Genomic DNA, 18,848 nt, shown 5'->3' with positions numbered 1-18,848 from the left:
ATCTGCCATGAAGAACGACCTCGATCGCCATCTGCCGCCGGACGCTCTGGCCCGTATTTCCCGGCTGGAGGTCAAGGCCCGGCATCTGGTGGAAGGTTTTCTCTCCGGCCAGCATCGCAGTCCGTTCTTCGGGCAATCGATCGAGTTCGTTCAGCATCGCGAATATGTTCCGGGTGACGATGTCCGCCGGATCGACTGGAAGGTCTGGTCCAAAACCGATCGCTACTACGTCAAGCAGTACGAGGAAGAGACCAACCTGCGGACCACGCTGCTGGTCGATGCCAGCGAATCGATGCAGTTCGGCCCGAAAGACGCCACCAAATACGATTACGCCTGTTCCATCGCCGCTGCCCTGACCTATCTGCTGTTGCGACAGCAGGACGCCGTCAGTCTGGCGGTCTTCGATGAAGAGATTCGAGGCCGAGCCCCGTCGCGGAGTGCCCAGAATCATCTCGGGGCGATTCTGTCGGTGCTGGCAGTCGACAAGCCGGCCCGCAAGACCAGCATGCTCAACCTGCTGCGCACCGTCGCCGATGAGAAGTCACAGCGAGGGATGGTGGTCCTGATCTCCGACCTCTTCTGCGATCGGGACGACCTGTTCAAGGGGCTGAAGCTGCTGCGGCAGCGCGGTCACGACGTGCTGATTTTCCAGATTCTGGATGATGAAGAACTCGACTTCACCTTCACCGGAACGACCAAGTTCGTCGGCATGGAGGAGTCGGGCGATCTCGTCTGCGATCCGAATTCGCTGCGGGCGGGCTACCTCGAAGCGATGACCGCCTTTCTCGACGACCTGCGACGCCGCTGTGCGCGAAACGTCATCGACTTCCAGACAGTCCGGACGAGTACACCGCTCGATGCCGTTCTGCGGCATTACATGAATCATCGGGTCGGACTGCGCGGGTCCTTGCGCTAGAACATTCTGGCATTTGCTTGACTCGCTCTCCCCACGCGGACGTGAGCCTTTCACCAGACGAAACGCTGACGGCACGGGGCGCCGAACGGGCTCCCTCCCCTTGGCGAAGCAGACCATCGCTGGCCCCGACCGGGAGGAATGCGGCAGAATGACAAAGGACAACGAGAGTCGACGGAGATTGCCCCTGAGGATCGCCGGCATTGAATCCACAGGCGCTGGAGCGTTATACCATTCTCACCGTTCCACAGTCTGCTGACAGTCGTCACCGAGTCCGCTTCGTCGCACTTCACGAGGTCCTCACATGGCAGCTCCCATCCTTGAAGTTTATGCCAAGGGGCCGACGACCGTTGTCGGTTTCGGTGGCCGAGATGTCATCAGCGACGCCAATGTCGCTGCCTGCCGCGAAGAACTGCTGCAGCTGATGGAAGATGAGCGCTGCACCACGATGGCGGTCGACCTGACCGGGGTGACGTTCCTGCCGAGCGGGCTGCTGGGGCTACTGGCCTCCATCCGGAATCATGGGGCCAAGGTGCACCTCTACAACCCCTGCGATGAAATTCGCGAAGTGCTGGCGACGACCCGACTCGACACGCTGATGGAGATTCATGACATCGCGCCCTCGCAGCGGCCAGAGAGTTGATCCTCCACGGCCCGTCGCGTTCCAGCAGCGTCCGTCACTGAATCGGCTACTGAGAAACCCAGTTCCACTGCGGCTTTTCAGGATCTTTGATCGCTTTGGACTGCTGCAGACCGGGATAGCTCTGCGTGTCGTTCGCCTGCCCCGTGGGAGCCTGCTGCAGCGTCGTGTTCGTCGTAGGCCAGCTCAAGCTCTGCTGGGCCGGTTGGCCCTGTAATGTCTGCGGTTGCTGCTGCAGGGACTGCAGACTGTTCGGCAGCGTCGGCTGTTCGTAAGGGTACTGCAGGTACGACTGCGTGGCTGTCCCTTGATAGGGATTCTGTTGGGGCACGACAGCCGCTGCGGGAGTCACCCGACGGGGGTGGACAATCGCCATGCCGATCTGCACCGGAGGCAACGTCGGCTGCGACTGCCACTGCAGCGAAACCGGTTCCAGCAAGGTCGAGCCGGTGAGCCGTCCCGAAATTTCTGCGGGAACAGTGACCTGCGGGTCGGTAATTTTCCAGACCACAACGCCCCCGTGCTCGCTCAGACTCTGATCATTGATTCCGGCACTCTGCAGCGGGTCGAGATCCGGATACAGACTCGGACGAACGTCAGACTCGGCATACCAGCCGACATTCCTGACCAGATGGGCATCTCCCGCGACGACTGGAACGTTGCCACCGTAACCGGAACGCAGCCACGCTCCCTGGACCGCCTGTGCCAGTTGATTGCCCGGGAAGTGCACCGAGCTGCCGCTCCCGCGCAGCTGCGGCCACATGATATTCAGCACGATCAGCAGCGCTGCCAGTAATCCGCCAGCCACGCCGGTCCGCAAAATCACCCGTCGCCAGGGAATGCGGTCTTCACGCAGATGGCTCCACATCAGGATCACGATCCCGAGATAGGACCAGACCGAGGCGGTCGCAAATATCCCGGACGAAGGTCCAGCCACCAGTGCCAGACAGAAAATCACTGCAGGAGGCAGGCAGGTCATCCACAACAGATAGCGTCGCGCGAATTCGCGGTCATCATCGGCGGTGACCGAAGTTTCTTCAAAGCTGAAATACGCCACCAGCGGCGCGAGCACCAGAATCAGCGGAACCATCGACAGCAGCTGCAGCCCCAGAAAGGAGAGCGGCTGCACGAGGTGATCGGCGACTGAAGAGGCCGAGGCGATGTTCAGCCGGATCGTGACAAACTGGTGATTCGCCAGCCAGAGCGCGTGCGGCAGGACGACGACCGCCATCGCAAACGCAGCCAGAAACGGCCACGAAGAATCCCAGCAGCGGCGGGCACGCGGTTCCCAGACGGTAAAGGCAAACATCGCAATCATGAGCAGGATCGTGCCGTAGCTGGCCAGAATGCCCAGCCCGAGGCAGATACCGGTTGCCACCCAGTAGCGGCGGCGGTTATTCGTCAGTGCGGTGTGGAACGCCAGAATCGACAGGGTCCAGCAGCACTGGGCCACCTGCGCGGTACTGAACTCTGCGGAAGAGACCGTCAGCGCGAAACCTCCCATCAGGGCGAGCGCCGCACACAGCGCGGTCCAGGGGTGCAGGAACCGGCGAGCCAGAATCCAGCAGGACCAGATGCTGATCGCCGCGCAGACCTGTGACACAAAGTAGACCGGCCAGATCGACGGCGCGGTCAGCGCCGCTGCTCCGGAAGCGAGCCAGACGGCCAGCGGCGGAGCGACGGGATATCCCCAGGCGAACTGGCGGCCCGCCGTCAGCAGAGCCAGTGTCTCTGCGGGGACATTGGGCTGAGTAAGCGCCGGCAACAGCGTCCAGACAATCATCTGGATCAGCAGCAGGCAGGCGAAAAAGCCAATGGTCGGATCGAACCGCTGCGCTTTCCAGCCGAAATCGGCCGTGGTTTCGTTCCACAGGGCGCGCGGGCAATCCCAGCGGATCTGCCCGAATTCCATCCAGGGGCGAGAGTGTTCGGTGTTCAGGCTTGTCGCTTCAGCTCTCGGGGCCGACGCGGCGGACTCATGCTTGGGTGTCATGCCGCAAGTTCCTCATATAACGACAACGTCTGCCGCAGCATCCGGTCTTTCAAATAGGGATGATCGCTGGGAACCGAAGCTCCCTCCGCCAGAATTCGCCCGACCTGCTGGGCCGCGGCAGCCACATTCCCGGAAGGGACCAGCCCCTCGGGAAAGGCTTTCCGCAGGATTTCTCCGGTGCCTCCGTGGTCGTAACCGACAACCGGAATCCCCAGACTCAAGGCTTCCGCCGTGGTGCGGCCGAAAGCTTCGGGAGGATCGGACGTGAGCGACAGCACAACATTGCAGCTGGAAAAAATCTCGGCCACGTCACGGCGGTGCCCGGTAAAAACAATGTGTTCCTGGAGTCCCCGCTGCTCCACCAGCCGGCGGATTTCATCCGCATAAGAGCGGCGACGGGGATCTTCTCCTCCGACGATCAGTCCGATGATGTCCGGGCAGCAGAGCCGCAGCTGGTCCACGATCTCGATGAAGTCGTCATGTCCCTTGCAGCGGGTGATGCGGCCGACGAGGGCAATCACCGGCTTCCCCATCAGCTGCGGATATTCGGCGTACCACTTGTCGATCCAGCGGGAAGAGGGCTGAAAGCCGCGGGGGAACTGTTCTTCATCGATCCCTTCGGGAATCAGCCGGATCCGCTGGGGATTCAACCGGGGGTAACTCTCGCGGAGATAGTGTTCGACGGTCTCGGAGATCGCGATGACCCGTTCTCCGCTGGTCATGATTTCGCTGTAACGATTGACGCTGTAGAGCCCGTGCGCGGTGGTCACAAAGCGAGGCTTACGGCCGAAGATCATCGTCTTCAGTGCGACCCAGCAGACCCAGGCGGGGATCCGCGAGCGGGCGTGCAGGATATCGACCTTCTCCCGACGCAGCAGTTTTTTCAGTTGTCTTGCCCAGAGGAGGGTGGCGGGCGATTTCTTGCCGATGGGCCAGCATACATGTTCACCGCCGTCGGCCTCGATCTGTTCCACCAGCTTTCCACCGCCGGAGATCACAATCGAGCGGTGCCCGCGGCGTGCCAACTCCTGCGAGAGTTCGACCGTACCGAGTTCCACCCCCCCGCCATCCAGCGAGGGGAGCACTTGCACTACGGTGAGTCGTTTGCGGGACATAAGTTGACCGCCACAGAAGGGGGAGGTTTGAAAGGCGGCGGAACTTACCCCAATTTTTCAATTTTGGTCAATCCGGGATTGCGGTCGGCACCGGTGACGGGCTTTTCGACTCCCCGTCGCCGAGTGAACGGGATGTCAAACTGAAGAGCCTCGGCGGGGAGGGTAAGCGGTTCGTCGACAGCGGGAGCCCTCTTTGCGGCTTCACGCCTGCGGGTTATCCCCCCGCCTGCACGTGCAGCAGCTGGCGAATCCGCTTCACCAGACCGCCGACAATTCCACCGACGACCGCCAGCATTCCCATCACCAGAAAGGGATAATGCCCCGGAGTTTCGGCGGCTCCCCGGAACCAGATCAGCAGTCCGTACGACACCACCGAGACCGCCGTCGTCAGCCAGACCAGCGACCGCTGATACCACAGACCACTGGCGGCGATCAGCACCGCATAACCGACCGCCAGCGATTCGATCGGCGCCTGGGCATAGGCGACCGCCACCGTGAACAGCACCCCATCAACCGCCACCCAGACCAGCTTGATCCGTTGCACGTCACGCGACAGCAGCGACTGCAGCACCGTCGACAGACCGGCCCAGACCGCCAGCACAGTCATTACCGGCCAATACGATTCCCGATGCCGTGTCGACAGCAGCTCGGCAGCCTGCACCACGATCGCCAGCGTGGCAAATGCCGACAAATGTGCCGACAGAGCCGGCTCGCGCAGCATCCATCTGCGGTACCGCTGCCACAGTCCGAACGGCTGCAGCGTGATCGGTTCCTGCCGCAGAAACCGCTCCAGATCGTCGGCCAGGAGATCCGCCGTCGCGTAGCGGTTCTGCGGATTCCGTTCGAGACAGCGCAGACAGACCTGTTCCAGCTCGGCGGGGACATCGGCACGCAGGTGGCGGGGTCGGGGAGGATCGGCCTCCCGCAGCCGCAGGATCTGATCAAACGGATTGAGCTCGGCAAAAGGAGCTTTCCCGGTCAGCATCTCGTACAGGATCGCCCCGAGAGAATACAGGTCACAGCCAGGGGTGACATCGACCGGTTGGCCCCACGCCTGCTCCGGAGCCATGTACGCGGGAGTGCCGATCACCGTACCGGTGGCGGTCCGTTCCCCATCGTCAAAGAAGAGCTTGGCGAGACCAAAATCGGTGACGTACGGCTGGGAATGGGCATCGATCAAAATGTTCGCCGGTTTAAGATCGCGATGCACGATCCCTTCGCGATGCAGATAGCCGACAGCCCGAGCGACCGCAACCAGCCACTTCACGAGTTGATCGAGTTCGACCCGGTTCTGCCTGAGACGGTCGGCGAGAGTGACACCATCAACATACGACATCACCAGATACGGAATTCCGTGCAGCTCACCGGCATCGTAGACGCTGACAATGTGCGGATGTCGCAACCGGGCTGCGGCCTGCCCCTCCTGATAGAACCGACGAACTTCCTGCTGCGTCGCAAACTCGCAGCTGCGGACCATCTTCAGAGCGACATACGACTGCAGTTTCCGGTGACGGGCCTTGTAGACCACACCCATTCCACCACGGCCGATCTCCTCCTCCAGCAGGTAGGGACCAAAATCGCGCGGCAGCACGTTCATCGAGAGCGAGTTGTCCGAACCCGTGGCGGGTGCGGGCTCACCTGCGAAGGAATGAAGCTGATTCAGGCACTCCAGCAGTTGCGGCAAGCGCTCGAAGGTCTGCCGCAGCTCGACAGGCACGGCGGAGGGCTCGAAACGACCACCGTGGACCTCCTGCTGTTCCAGCCACGCAAGCAGCCGGTGTTCCTCTTCACTGAGCGGCTCTTCCTCGGCGGGCAGGCTCATGGATCCTCACGTCCACTCAGCATCTGTTCCAGCTTCTGCACGGCCCGCATCCAGAGCATTTGCGTCGCTGATCGGCTCCGACCCATTCGCTCGGCGACTTCGTCAAAGGAGAGTCGTTGCAGGCTCCGCAGCTGCAACACTTCCTGATAGTCGGGCGCAAGTTCGGCGACGCAGTCCGCGAGTTCCAGTTCCCGTTCGCGGGCCATCAGCAACTGGCTGGGTGTCGGCAGTTTATCGTGCAGCTGACTCAGTCCGATCCCGCCCAGAAAGGCGGAGTCGTTATGGATCGGAATTTCCCTGGCGCCTCCCCGTTTGGCGGTTCGCTGCTGACGGATGAAATCCTGCGTGTTGTGCGTCAGCATCTGCTTGAGCCAGCCGAGCCATTCCCCTTCCGAGGAACCGGCGAACTTGTCGAAACCGCGATGCGCCTCGAGCAGGGTCTGCTGCACCAGATCGGAAGCGTCGACGCGGGTCCGCATCCAGCTTTCCACCTGCATCCGGGCCACGAGATTCAGATAGTTCCGGCAACTCTGAAACAACTCGTCACGCGCTGACGTATTCCCCTGCCGCGCCTGCTCGAGCAGGCCGCTGATGCGTGAGGGTGGTTCATTCATGTCGGGGCCTCGCGAACCGGAGCGGGGGAATCATTTGAAGCCGGACTGCCGCCGTTTGACAGTCCAGTTCGGATCAGGCACATGCGCACTCGCGGCAAACTCCGACAGCTGTTTCACGGTCCCGGGATGCTGCCGGGCGACATTGTTTTCTTCGTGCGGGTCCTGCTGCAGATCATACAGCCGCCCCTCTCCGTCCTGCAGGATAAACTTCCAGTTCCCCGAGCGCACCGCCTGTTGAAAGCCCCGTTCGTAAAACTCCCAATAGAGGAACTTGTGCTGTTGTTGCCGGGTGGGCTGGCCCAGCAACGTCGGAGCGTAGCTGATGCTGTCGAGGTTCGGTGGCTGCGGAATCTGGCAGATCTCGCACAGCGTCGCCAGCAGATCGCCATGATAGGCGACCTGATCGGTCACGCTGCCGGGGGAGATCTTTCCGGGCCAGCGGACAATCAGCGGCACGCGAATTCCCCCATCGTGCATCGACCGCTTGATCCCCTTCAGGCCACCGGAAGAACGGAAGAACTCAGGATCGTTCCCTCCTTCGCGATGCGGGCCGTTGTCGCTGGTGAAAAAGACGATCGTCTCCTGCTCCAGCTGATACTGCTGCAGCTTCTTCAGCAGCTCGCCGACATCGGTGTCGAGTCGGGAGATCATGGCGGCCGTCCCTTTTGGCGGAGGGGGCCAGTCTTTGTCGGCATAAGGGCCGAGGTCGGGAATTTCCATCCCTGCCTCTTTGGCTTCATTGTTGGCGTGCGGCAGGGTGGAAGGGTAGTACAGGAAGAAGGGACGATCGTGGACGTCATCCACAAACTTCAGCGCCGCCTCGCGAATGACATCCGGAGAATAATCCGCCCGAAAGCTCGCCACGCCGGCGCCGTTCTTTTTGGCGTCGGGAACAACATTCCGGAGTGGAGACCGGCGCTCGCCACGAATCAGGAATGTCGGGTAATAGTTGTGCGCATGCACCTGATTGAGATAGCCCACAAACTCGTCGAACCCCTGCCGCGTCGGCAGTCCGGTTCCCCCTTCATCTCCCAGACCCCACTTACCGAACATCCCGGTGGCATAGCCGGCCGACTTCAGCAGTTCGGCCACCGTCTGATCCTCTGGGCTCAGTTCGATCGCGGCATTCCCCCGAATGCGGGCGTGTCCGGTGTGAAGCCCGGTCATCAGCACGCAACGGGAGGGAGCACAGACGGTTGAGCCGGCATAATAGTTCGTGAAACGGATGCCGTCCGCAGCCAGCTGATCAATGTGGGGCGTCTGGATCTGCTGCTGACCGTAGCAGCCAATGTCACCGTAGCCCAGATCGTCTCCCATGATGAACACGATGTTGGGCAATCGCCGCTCAGCGGCACTGACGAGCGAGCACAACAGCCCGACAGGGAGAAGAAACAAAAAGATCCGCATCAGGCAAACCTGTCCGTCGAGGAAATGAAATCGTCCAGCGACCTCCCGTCGCGTCGGGCAGGGGAACCGAACTCCTCGGACCGTGAACAGAGTGCCAGCAGTCATTCCTGCGGCACGCCGCACGACACGGCATCGGGAAACGCGTCCGCTGCCCGGACGAAGCCATCTTCACCGTCGGCTGCAGAGTTTGCAACCGAGGGAATCGCAGCGCTGCGTCACGCTTTCTCACGGGAATACGGCATCAGGATTTCCTGCGTCGGAATCCCTTCGATCTGCCGGAAGCCCCCTTCGGCGATGCGGGCCCCCAGCGCGGTCACGCTCCGGAGTTCCCGATCACTGACACGCTTGCCGGTCAGCTTGCGCGCCAGGGCACTGCAGCCGACCTCAGCCGCCAGTCGGGTCAGTTCATCCTGCTGACGGGCTCCGTACAAAGCCAGGCAGAGCATGACGACCGCTGTCTGCACCCGACCGGAAACCTCGGCCATCCGGCACTGGCGATCGGGAAGCTTCAGCTGATATTTCCGCATGATCCCCGAGATCTCCAGCCGTGACTTCCGCAGGAAGTTGCCGGCAAACTGATAGTGACCGCGAAGGGCTTCGGTCAGTTCCCGCTCTTCACGCGAGCCCGCAGGCAGGCTGCTAAAGGCGGACGTATCGACCGAACTGAAAGACATCCGGGCACTCTCTGTCGCCATCCACTGGGCGTAGGCCATGAGTGGCTTGCGCAGCACCCACGCGTGCGACGGGTTGAGCAGATTCGGATTCTTGATTTGATGTTCGTAGAGCGTACGGCCAATCGATTCGAAATACCGTCGACCATGCTCTTTCACCAGCGACTTGAAGAACGCCATTCCCAGCATCTCCCCTTCCCCTTCATAGATGCAGGGGGCCAGCAGGTCGTGAACGTTGTCCCCGAACCAGTGTCCATGCAGGAAGGATCGTCCTCCATGAGTTTTCATGGAGATTTCGATCGTCGCTTCCTTCTGAGCTTCGCTGCCGAAGATCTTGGCGATGATGCATTCCATCTCGCCTCGATAACCCAGATCGAGCAGTCCCGCGGTCCAGTCGGTGAGGGCGTCGCAGGCGACGATCAGTCCGGCCAGATGACCCGCCCGACGTCGAACCAGTTCGCGCTTGACGATCGCTTCGCCATACGTCTCGCGGAAGCGGGCCCAGGGCAGAATATTCGCGAGCATCATTCGCATCGTGCCCGAGGCGTTGGCACAGAGAGCGACGCGGCCACGATTCAAGCCGTGATAGGCGATCGTCAGCCCATCTCCGCGACCCGCATCCAGCAGGTTGCTGGCGGGGACGCGCAGACCGTTGAAGATCATCCCCTGGTTGTAGGCATGCTTGAGAGCGTAGAGGCCATATTTCTTCAGCCGGAACTGGTCGTTCTCTTCCTGGGGGAGATCGACAATCAGCACGGCCGGTTTGTCGTCAATCAGACAGACCACCGCCACAGTTCTGCCCGGACGGACATTCGTGATGAAGAGTTTCTCGCCAAAGATGAGATAGTCGTCACCATCACGGACAGCGCGGGTCCGCAGCGCGGTCAGGTCGGAACCGGCACACGGTTCTGTGAGGGCAAAGGCCGACAGCGCTTCACCCGAGGCGAGTCGCGGAAGAAACCGGGCCTGCTGTTCATCGTTACCAAACGCCTGCACCGGATCGACCGCACCAATGCAGGCATGAACCGAAGCCAGCCCGGCAATGGTCGGATCGACGGTTGCCATCTTCGTGAGGAAAGGAGCGAACTGCGAGAACGGCGCCCCCGCACCTCCGTACTTTTCGTCGACCAGCAGACCCCAATAGCCCGCAGCGGCCAGTTCCTGCAGCACTTCATCGCGGATCTTGCCCTGCTCGTCCAGAACCGTTTTGTTCTGCGCATGCCGGGTCACCACCTGCAGCGAGCGCTCCATCACCCCGGCCGCTTTCGCAGAGGGGGGCGTGGGTGCCTCGGCAAACCCGAAGACATCTCCGGGAAACTGATCATCCCAGACGGCTCGATGCACCGGGCTCGCCGTCGTTTGATAGCGCGGAGCGTAGAGTTCTTCCACCTGCTCATCGGCGGCATCGACGGCACCCATCCGGCGGGACTCGTCTTCCGATTTTCCCCCGAGCCGCATGGCTGTCTCGGCGAAGGAGGGATTGCCTGCCGATCCGGGAACTGTTGCTTTGATGTCGTTGGCCTGCGTGTCGTTGTCTCGCATTGAAGTGGACATTGTTGACCTCCGTCCAGAGTCCTGCGCTGTCAGATGTAGTCCCTCGAACTGTCCGTCGAGGCACTGATTTCTGCTGCTCCTATCGTAGGCAGTCGATGCCGGTCCGACCGCGGAATTCTTCAGCTGATGCCATGCTTTTCCGCGAGTAACGCGTGCTCTTCCGGCAATTCGGCCGGTTCAAACCGGGGTCCGAGACGGGCAGCCAGCAGCTTGAGACGCAGATTGACCGTCTCGACACCCCAGGTCGAAATGCACTTCATCGGCCCTCCCCGGAACGGAGCAAAGCCGGTCCCGAGAACCATTCCCAGATCGACCATCCAGGGTTCTTCCACAACCTTTTCCGCCAGACATTTCTTCGCTTCATTCAGCATGGAAAGGACAAGCCGTTGCTGCAGTGTGCCGAATGTTTCCCCCCCCACATTCCAGTCGGGGAGCGGTGTCGGTGGCGATGTGATTGTGACTCCGGCCAGTTCGGTCGGCTCCCCCCGTTTGCCATTGTTCCATTGATAGAAGCCCCGACCTGTCTTCTGCCCTTTCTCATTCGCGTCACACATCCGCTGAAAGAGGTCGGGCGCGGGAGTCGACTGCTGCGCGAGCGGAGAAAGTGTGCGCGATACGTCCAAAGCCACATCGATTCCGACAACGTCAAGCAACTCCAGCGGCCCCATCGGCATGCCGAATTTTTTCGCCTCACGGTCGATGTCGCGCGGCGAATAACCTTCCGTCACCAGTCGCGCTGCTTCATCGAGATAAGGGAAGAGAATCCGGTTCACGAGAAAGCCGGGAGACTGCTTCACAACGACCGGCACCTTGCCGAATTTTTTAACCGCACCGACCAGCGTGGCAATCGTCTGGTCACTCGTCCCGGGAGCACGAACCACTTCCACCAGCGGCATTTTGTGCACCGGATTAAAGAAGTGCAGGCCGGCCACTTTGTCCGGACGATGCGTCGCCTCGGCCATGATGTCAACCGGCAGCGCCGACGTGTTCGAGGCCAACACGGCCCCCGCGGGCAAGACTCCGTCGGCGGCCCGAAACACAGCCTGTTTGATTTCCGGCTTCTCCACCACCGCTTCGATCATCAGATCGACACCCGCACTCTCGCCCCAGTCGACCCGGGGCACCATGCGGGCGATGGCCTCATCCATTTCCTGTTGTGAGAGAGCCTGTTTCTTCACCGCATTGGCGAACAGACTCCGCACTGTCGCCATTCCCCGGTCGACGAATTCCTGCTTCACATCCTGCATGATCACGCGGCAGCCACGGGAGGCGGCAAGCTGCGCGATGCCAGCCCCCATTGTGCCTGCGCCGATGACCGCCACGGAATTGACCGGCGACCCCTCCACACCGGTTGTCCAGGTCGATCCTTTCTTGGCTTTCTCCTGCATCAGAAACAGTCCGATCAGATTCTGGGACACCGGGCCGAACAGCAGTTCTGTAAATCCCTGCCGTTCTGCCTGCAAGCCCAGATCCGAGACCTTGGTCGAGGAGAGTCCCGCTTCAATACAATCGATGATCTTGGAGAGTGCGGGATACTGCCGCGCCGCTTTCGCCGTCTGCGACCGGGCCTGTTTGAGAGCAAACTTGCGTCCTAGTCCAGTCTCGTTGACCAGCCACTCCTTCCAGCCGACGGGCGGAGCAAGGACTTCGCTTCCATCGAGATGGCGATTGATAAACTCGTCAATTTCAGACTCGGCCGTGATCGATGAAATCAGTCCATCCACCAGACCGATTTTCTTGGCCTTGGCTGCGGAAACGGTTTTGCCTTCGAGGATCATGGGCAAGGCCTGCATCAGCCCGATCCTTTTCGGCAGCCGCTGCGTCCCTCCCCAACCCGGAAGCAGTCCGAGTTTGACTTCCGGCAGGCCGAGTTTCGTGGCGTTATCATTCACCGCCAGTCGATACCGGCAGGCCAGCGCCAGTTCCAGTCCGCCGCCCATGCAAGCGCCGTGGATGATCGCCAGCGTCGGCACTGCCAGCTGTTCAATGCGGGAGAACAACTGCTGCCCCTGCTCCAGCACCCATTCCGCTTCCCCTTTACTGTCGATGTGCTGCAGTCGATGAATATCGGCTCCCGCCAGAAAGCCGGTGGGCTTCGCGCTCCGGATCACGAGCATCCGCACGGGAGGTTCCACTCCTCCGGCTTTGCCCGCCGCTTCGACGCGCGCGACAATGTCTGCCAGTTCCCGCAACACCGAGTCTTCAAAGACGTTGACAGGCCGCTGGGGAACATCGAGCACCGCAGTCATCACGCCGCGTGGATCGGTCGTGACTGTAAAATTGGTCTCTGCGTTCATGGCTGAACCGCGCCTCCACTTTCGTCAATAAGGCCGCCCGAAATTTCCGCCGGGACGACTTCCACAATCCGCTCTCAGCTCACTCTCTCGACCCACATCGCCATCCCCTGTCCGCCACCGATACACATCGCCGCCAGTCCGTGCCGCAGTCCCTTCGCTTCCAGAGCACGAAGCAGCGTCAACACGAGACGATTCCCCGACGCACCGAGAGGATGCCCCAGGGCAATCGCTCCACCGTGAACATTCAGCTTGTCCAGGGGAATGCGGCCCCACGGTTCTTCACGTCCGAGCAGCGACTTGCAGAAGTTTGCAGAGTCCAAGGCTTCCAGACAGGCAAGCACCTGTGCGGCAAAGGCCTCGTTGATCTCGAACAGATCGAAATCCGTCAGCTGTTTGCCGGTCTCTTTCAGCAGCCGATCAATGGCAAATGTGGGCCCCAGCCCCATCCGCTTCGGATCCAGCCCGACGACGGTGTAGTAATGAATCTTCCCCAGGACTCGGGTGCCGAGCCGCTGGGCCGCTTCCTCCGTAGCGAGGATCAGCGCGGAAGCCCCGTCGGTCAGCTGCGAGCTGTTTCCGGCGGTCACGCTGCCGTCTTTACGGAAAACCGGTTTGAGCTTGGCGAGCGCTTCGAGGGTCTGTTGCGGACGATAACCATTATCCTTCACGAACGTTTTGCCGTCCGCAACAACATCGACGACTTCTCCCGCCAGAAACCCCTGATCCCAGGCGAGGGCTGTCCGCTGATGGCTCGCCAGCGCCAACTCGTCCTGTGCATTGCGGGAGACATGAAATTCCCCCGCCAGAATCTCGGCGGTTTCTCCCATATTCAATCCGCAGGTCGGATCGGTGAGCCCCACCTGCAAAGCCACCACCGGCTTCAACAGGTTCGGTCGAAAGCTGGAGAGATGTCCCACCTGTTCCCAAACCGTCTTTTTCTTTTTCAGCTCGATCATCCAGTTCTGGTAGTCCTTATTGAACTGGAACGGGATATTCGACATCGACTCGACACCGCCGGCGGCGACAACACTCGCGCGACCTTCCGACATTGCCTGCCAGGCACTGACGATCGACTCCATTCCCGAAGCGCAGTTCCGGCACACAGTGTGAGCGGGGCTCTTCTGCGGCACACCGGCTCCCAGCGCGATGACCCGCGCGATATTGGCGGCGTGCACCGGGGTCGCCACGTTCCCGAAGACAACTTCTTCAATAGCCCCGGCGGGCAGGTTCACTTTGGCGAGCGCCCCGCGCAACGCCAGTTCGCCCAGCTTGTCCGCCTGCAATTTGTCGAAGGATGTGAACGACTTAATGAACGGAGTGCGCGCCCCTCCCAGCACCATGATCGGCGAAAGAGGTCGTCTCCGGGACTCTGTCATCGCATTAGTTGTGACTGTCATCGGTTGTTTCTCCCAGCGAGGACTCTCGTCGACTGACGATTCGGTGTGAGCTCCATCACAAAAGCCGCCACCCTCGCAGTGGTGCGAGAGTCTTTCCGTTCAAGGAGCGTGGCTGTCCCCAACGCTCCCGGCTCCTCTCATCGGAGAGAGACTGCGGGAGACCTGGGGGGGCAATCAGCTCCCGTTCTTTACCTGCGGCTTCTCCTCTCCCCGAAGCTCCCGACGCAACACCTTGCCCAGAAAATTGCGCGGCAGGTCTTCGGTCCGTTCCTCAATGATCCGGGGGCGCTTCTGGGCTGCCAGATGCTGTTTGCAGAAGGCCTCCAGATCGTGTCGGTTCAGTGACTGCCCCGATTTCATCCGGACAATCGCCTTCACGATTTCTCCTTTCGCTTCATCAGGAACGCCAACCACCGCCACGTCTTGAATTCCGGGATAACCTCGCAGCACTTCTTCCACGTCGGCCGGATACACGTTGTAACCCGAGGTAATGATCAGGTCCTTCTTCCGGTCGACAATGCGGAAGTATCCCCGTTCATCGCACGTCCCCAGATCACCTGTGTACAGCCAGCCATCGCGAATCACCTGCGCAGTTCGCTCCGGATTGTTCCAGTAACCCTGCATTACCTGCGGACCGCGAACGACGAGTTCACCCACTTCGCCATAGGGAAGTTCCTCGGTTCCGGTGGCGACGTCGACGATTTTGGCGTCGGTATCGGGCATCGGCAGTCCGATGGTGCCGGGAATCGCGGTGCCGTCGAGCGGACCTGAGTGGGTCACCGGGCTCGCTTCCGACAACCCATAGCCTTCCACCACCGCCGCTCCGGTGAGGTTGGCAAACCTGTCGGCGATCGACCGGGGGAGTGGTGCTCCGCCCGAGATGACCGCCTTGATCGAACGCATTTCCGGAATCGGATTCTTCTCAAGCAACGGATTCAACGCAGCCAGCATCGCCGGCACGGCCGGGAAGACCGTCGGCCGATGCCGCTGGATCAGACGGACAACCGACGCCGGCCGGAAACGATGATGCAGGATCAGAGTGGCCCCCAGCGCGGTGCCATTCGTCAGACAGGTAGACAGGCCGTAACTGTGAAAGAACGGCAGCACCGCCAGCAGTGTCTCTTCACCCGGCCGATTTCCCGACCAGTGTGCCAGCTGCCACGCGTTGGCCAGCAGATTCGCATGACTGAGCGAAACCGCTTTGGGCTCAGAGGTGGTTCCTCCTGTCGGAAGAATATAAGCCCGGTCGTGGGGATCGACAGTGACAGGTTCAAACGCCAGATCGTTGCGGCGACCGGTCCCCTGAGCGATGACGTCGTTCAGCCGGTAGGCATGACCGCTGGGGGCCACCCCCTTGAAGCCGAGACGCATCAGGCGCACCCACGCGTAGCCCATCGCTTCCAGCCGACTCAATCGGTCTCCGAGCGATGAATAGAGGACGACTTCGGGCGCGTGCTCACCGTGGCAGACCAGTGGCGAAAGGACATCCAGCGTGATCACGATCCGGCATTGTGTTGTGCGGACAAAGGCGGCCGCCTCTTCCGGAACGAACAGCGGGCTGAGCGCCACCGCTGTTCCACCGGCCAACCAGATGCCGTTTAACGCCATCAAATATTCGGGTGTATTCGGAAGCAGAATGCCGACCCGCTCACCGGGCTGCAGCCCCTGTGCGAGCAGCCAGGCAGCGATGCGACGCGCCCCGACAAACGCTTCTTCGTAGGTCAGAACCTGTTCGTAGTAGATACAGGCGGCCCGCTTCGGCCACGTGACCGCTGCCCGTTCGAGCAGCCACCAGATCGGCTGTTCAGGATATTTGAGCTGGGCCGGCACATTGCTGGGATAGTGCTTCACCCACGGCCGTGCCGGACGATCTTCCAGCTCAGAGACAGCAATATTGAGTTGTGACATTCGTGCCTCCCCGATGGTCTGAGACGAGGTAGGCCAGCGGGGATTCGCCCGCATTTCTCTGCATCTTCTGCGTTGATCAATATCCGTCAGTCAAAAAAACCAACCGTGCGAATCCCCGTTAGCGAAGTCTCAGATCCTGAACAGTTTCAATGTGATTCATCCGCTTGTCTGCCGCTTTGTGTCATCGTGCCGCAATTCTTCGCGGCGGGTCGACAGCGGTCAATTTCGAATCGAATCCGGTTCTTGAAATGTGCTCCAGTTCAATCAGTCGTTCCGGATGCAGGGGGGACTTGAATGCAAGAGACATGCCGCTTCCCGAAATCTCAAAGGCGGGACCAACAAACGGGAGCGAGAATCAACAGGCCGGAAACAACGACAACAGAGGATTTACGGTTCCGGGGGGCTGAGGAGCGGGGGAAATAGCCGGTTTTCCGGAAATGCATGGTACGGCCGAGGGCTCGCACGAGACCCGACGTCCTGACCGTTGATCGCCTGCACACCAATTTGGGCACTGGCCGTCCGCTTGCCTGTCAGACCGAAGAGCCACTTGCAGCGGGGGATGCGGGGAACTTCAATGCCTCAATGGATCGTCCACAGGAGGCGAGGGAGGCTGCCGGAACGGATCGGTCCCGCGACACCCTGTCATCAATCCGACCGTCCCGGCAATAAAAAAACAGCCCCTTCCCGAAAGAAGAGGCTGTCTGAAATCTCACTTAAAGTGACCGCAAGGAGCGGAGAACCGGGAATCACGCTTCCTTGGCGTCGATCCAGCTCATCATGCTGCGGAGTTCGCGACCGACCTTCTCCAGGAGGTGCTCGCGTTCACGACGACGGGTCGCCTTGAAGGTCGCCTGTCCCGCCTTGTTTTCCAGAATCCAGTTGCGGGCGAAGACGCCGTTCTGGATTTCGGTCAGGACCTTCTTCATTTCCTTCTTGGTCTCTTCGGTAATGATGCGCGGGCCGGTCGAGTAATCGCCGTATTCAGCGGTGTTCGACACGCTGTAACGCATGTAGTTCAGACCACCCTGATAGAACAGGTCGACGATCAGCTTCAGTTCGTGCATACACTCGAAGTAAGCCATCTCGGGCTGATAGCCGGCTTCCACGAGAGTTTCAAATCCGGCCTTCACCAGCGCGCTGACACCGCCGCAGAGCACAGCCTGTTCACCGAACAGGTCGGTTTCGGTTTCTTCGGCGAACGTGGTTTCGATCACACCGCCGCGCGTGCAGCCAATCCCCTTGGCATAGGCCAGGGCGAGTTGCTTCGAAGAATCGCTTGAACCCGGGTACATGGCGATCAGGCCGGGCACCCCGCCCCCCTTGACGTATTCGCTGCGAACCAGATGGCCGGGGCCTTTCGGAGCAACCAGACCGGCATCGACCCCCTTCGGCGGGGTAATCTGACCGAAGTGAATGTTGAACCCGTGTGAGCAGAGCAGCAGGTTGCCCGGCTTCAGATTCGGCAGAACGCTTTCACGGTAGACATCGGCCTGGACTTCGTCCGGCAGCAGGATGTTGATCAGATCACCAGCCTTGGCTGCTTCGTCGGCGGGCAGCGGATCGAAACCGTGCGAGACGGCCAGATCGTAGTTCGGGCTTCCCTTGCGCTGACCGATGATCACATTGCAGCCGCTGTCACGCAGGTTCTGAGCCTGGGCATGCCCCTGGCTTCCATAGCCGAGAATGGCAATGGTCTTGTTCTTCAGCAGGGACAGATCGGCATCATCGTCGTAATAAATCGTGACGGGCATCAGAGGGCTTTCGCTAGTAAAGATTCAATCTTGTAAGGATCAGCGGCGCGACAACCTACCATCGCCGCGTGCCGGGAGAAATTCACGCCTGAGACTGATTGACCAGACCGGAATCCGCGCAGTGCGTCGGATCGCCCACTTCCACCGCAGCGGACATGGTGGCCTTCCGGGAGAGTGCAATCCGGCCGGTGCGGGCCATTTCCAGAATGCCAAAGGGGCGTACGGCGTCGATAAAGGCTTCGATCTTCCGCTCCTGGCCGGAAATTTCGATCATGACGTGCTCGGCGCTGACATCGACAATCCGGCCCCGGAACACGTCCACCAGTTCTTTGATCTGGCTGCGATGCAGGGTCGATTCCGTCTGCACCTTGATGAGCATCAGATCCCGTTCCACATGCTCTTCATCGTTGTAATCCATGACCTTGACCACGGTCACAATCTTTTCCAGCTGCTTACGCACCTGATCCAGATCCCGATCGCTGCCATTGACGACAAAGGTCATCCGGGAGAACTCCACGTTCTCCGTCTGCCCGACGGCCAGGCTGTCGATGTTGAACGCCCGCGAGGCCAGCATCCCGGAAATATGGGCCAGCACACCCGGCTGGTTCATGACCAGTGCAGACAGAATATGACGCATGAAAAGATCCCCTCAGCAAATGTTCGAGTTTCCCGCGGTACAGCCATCCGCCGATTGCAGTCAATCGGCTGGCCTGTGCGACGACACAGGCAGGTCCGCAAGCGTTCGGAACTTTCAGCAGCGTCCTTG

Annotated in this window: 13 protein-coding genes; 2 read left to right on the top strand and 11 right to left on the bottom strand. The window is 60.7% G+C overall.

Annotated features, from left to right (window positions below):
• Positions 1-7: 7 nt before the first annotated feature.
• The gene (locus SH664x_RS02185; RefSeq protein ID WP_437204658.1) at positions 8-916 is read left to right on the top strand and encodes a DUF58 domain-containing protein; all 909 of its coding nucleotides are present in this window, start codon (positions 8-10) and stop codon (positions 914-916) included.
• 301 nt (positions 917-1,217) lie between these two features.
• On the top strand, positions 1,218-1,556 hold the full coding sequence (locus SH664x_RS02180; RefSeq protein WP_437204656.1) for an STAS domain-containing protein: 339 nt from the start codon (positions 1,218-1,220) through the stop codon (positions 1,554-1,556).
• 46 nt (positions 1,557-1,602) lie between these two features.
• On the opposite strand, the gene SH664x_RS02175 is transcribed toward SH664x_RS02180, so the two are convergent.
• The 11 genes from SH664x_RS02175 to ilvN all read right to left on the bottom strand — a co-directional run bounded on the left by SH664x_RS02175 (position 1,603) and on the right by ilvN (position 18,719).
• On the bottom strand, positions 1,603-3,546 hold the full coding sequence (locus SH664x_RS02175) for a glycosyltransferase family 39 protein (RefSeq protein ID WP_437204654.1): 1,944 nt from the start codon (positions 3,544-3,546) through the stop codon (positions 1,603-1,605).
• Positions 3,543-4,661 (bottom strand): glycosyltransferase family 4 protein, encoded by a 1,119-nt coding sequence (locus SH664x_RS02170; RefSeq protein WP_437204652.1) that lies wholly within the window; start codon positions 4,659-4,661, stop codon positions 3,543-3,545. The genes SH664x_RS02175 and SH664x_RS02170 overlap by 4 nt, the downstream gene beginning before the upstream one ends.
• Before the next feature lie 214 nt (positions 4,662-4,875).
• Entirely contained in the window at positions 4,876-6,483 is a 1,608-nt protein-coding gene (locus SH664x_RS02165; protein ID WP_437204650.1) for a serine/threonine-protein kinase, read from the bottom strand.
• Positions 6,480-7,097 (bottom strand): sigma-70 family RNA polymerase sigma factor, encoded by a 618-nt coding sequence (locus tag SH664x_RS02160; protein WP_437204648.1) that lies wholly within the window; start codon positions 7,095-7,097, stop codon positions 6,480-6,482. The genes SH664x_RS02165 and SH664x_RS02160 overlap by 4 nt, the downstream gene beginning before the upstream one ends.
• 30 nt (positions 7,098-7,127) lie before the next feature.
• Entirely contained in the window at positions 7,128-8,504 is a 1,377-nt protein-coding gene (locus SH664x_RS02155; protein WP_437204647.1) for an arylsulfatase, read from the bottom strand.
• Between the two features lie 215 nt (positions 8,505-8,719).
• Positions 8,720-10,729, bottom strand: a complete 2,010-nt coding sequence (locus tag SH664x_RS02150; protein ID WP_437204645.1) for an acyl-CoA dehydrogenase family protein — start codon at positions 10,727-10,729, stop codon at positions 8,720-8,722.
• A gap of 119 nt (positions 10,730-10,848) precedes the next feature.
• Positions 10,849-13,026 (bottom strand): 3-hydroxyacyl-CoA dehydrogenase NAD-binding domain-containing protein, encoded by a 2,178-nt coding sequence (locus tag SH664x_RS02145; RefSeq protein WP_437204643.1) that lies wholly within the window; start codon positions 13,024-13,026, stop codon positions 10,849-10,851.
• Positions 13,027-13,100: 74 nt separating this feature from the next.
• The gene (locus tag SH664x_RS02140) at positions 13,101-14,423 is read right to left on the bottom strand and encodes a thiolase family protein (RefSeq protein ID WP_437204641.1); all 1,323 of its coding nucleotides are present in this window, start codon (positions 14,421-14,423) and stop codon (positions 13,101-13,103) included.
• 174 nt (positions 14,424-14,597) lie between these two features.
• Positions 14,598-16,331 (bottom strand): long-chain-fatty-acid--CoA ligase, encoded by a 1,734-nt coding sequence (locus tag SH664x_RS02135; protein ID WP_437204639.1) that lies wholly within the window; start codon positions 16,329-16,331, stop codon positions 14,598-14,600.
• A gap of 746 nt (positions 16,332-17,077) precedes the next feature.
• Positions 17,078-18,082: a ketol-acid reductoisomerase gene (gene ilvC / locus SH664x_RS02130; RefSeq protein ID WP_437204637.1), complete on the bottom strand. Its 1,005-nt coding sequence runs from the start codon at positions 18,080-18,082 to the stop codon at positions 17,078-17,080.
• Between the two features lie 82 nt (positions 18,083-18,164).
• Positions 18,165-18,719: an acetolactate synthase small subunit gene (gene ilvN, locus SH664x_RS02125; protein WP_437204635.1), complete on the bottom strand. Its 555-nt coding sequence runs from the start codon at positions 18,717-18,719 to the stop codon at positions 18,165-18,167.
• Positions 18,720-18,848: the final 129 nt, after the last annotated feature.

The sequence above is a fragment of the Planctomicrobium aquicomposti genome (assembly GCF_051466325.1).
Classification (GTDB): domain Bacteria; phylum Planctomycetota; class Planctomycetia; order Planctomycetales; family Planctomycetaceae; genus Planctomicrobium.
This window is presented reverse-complemented; position numbering and strand designations above follow the sequence as displayed.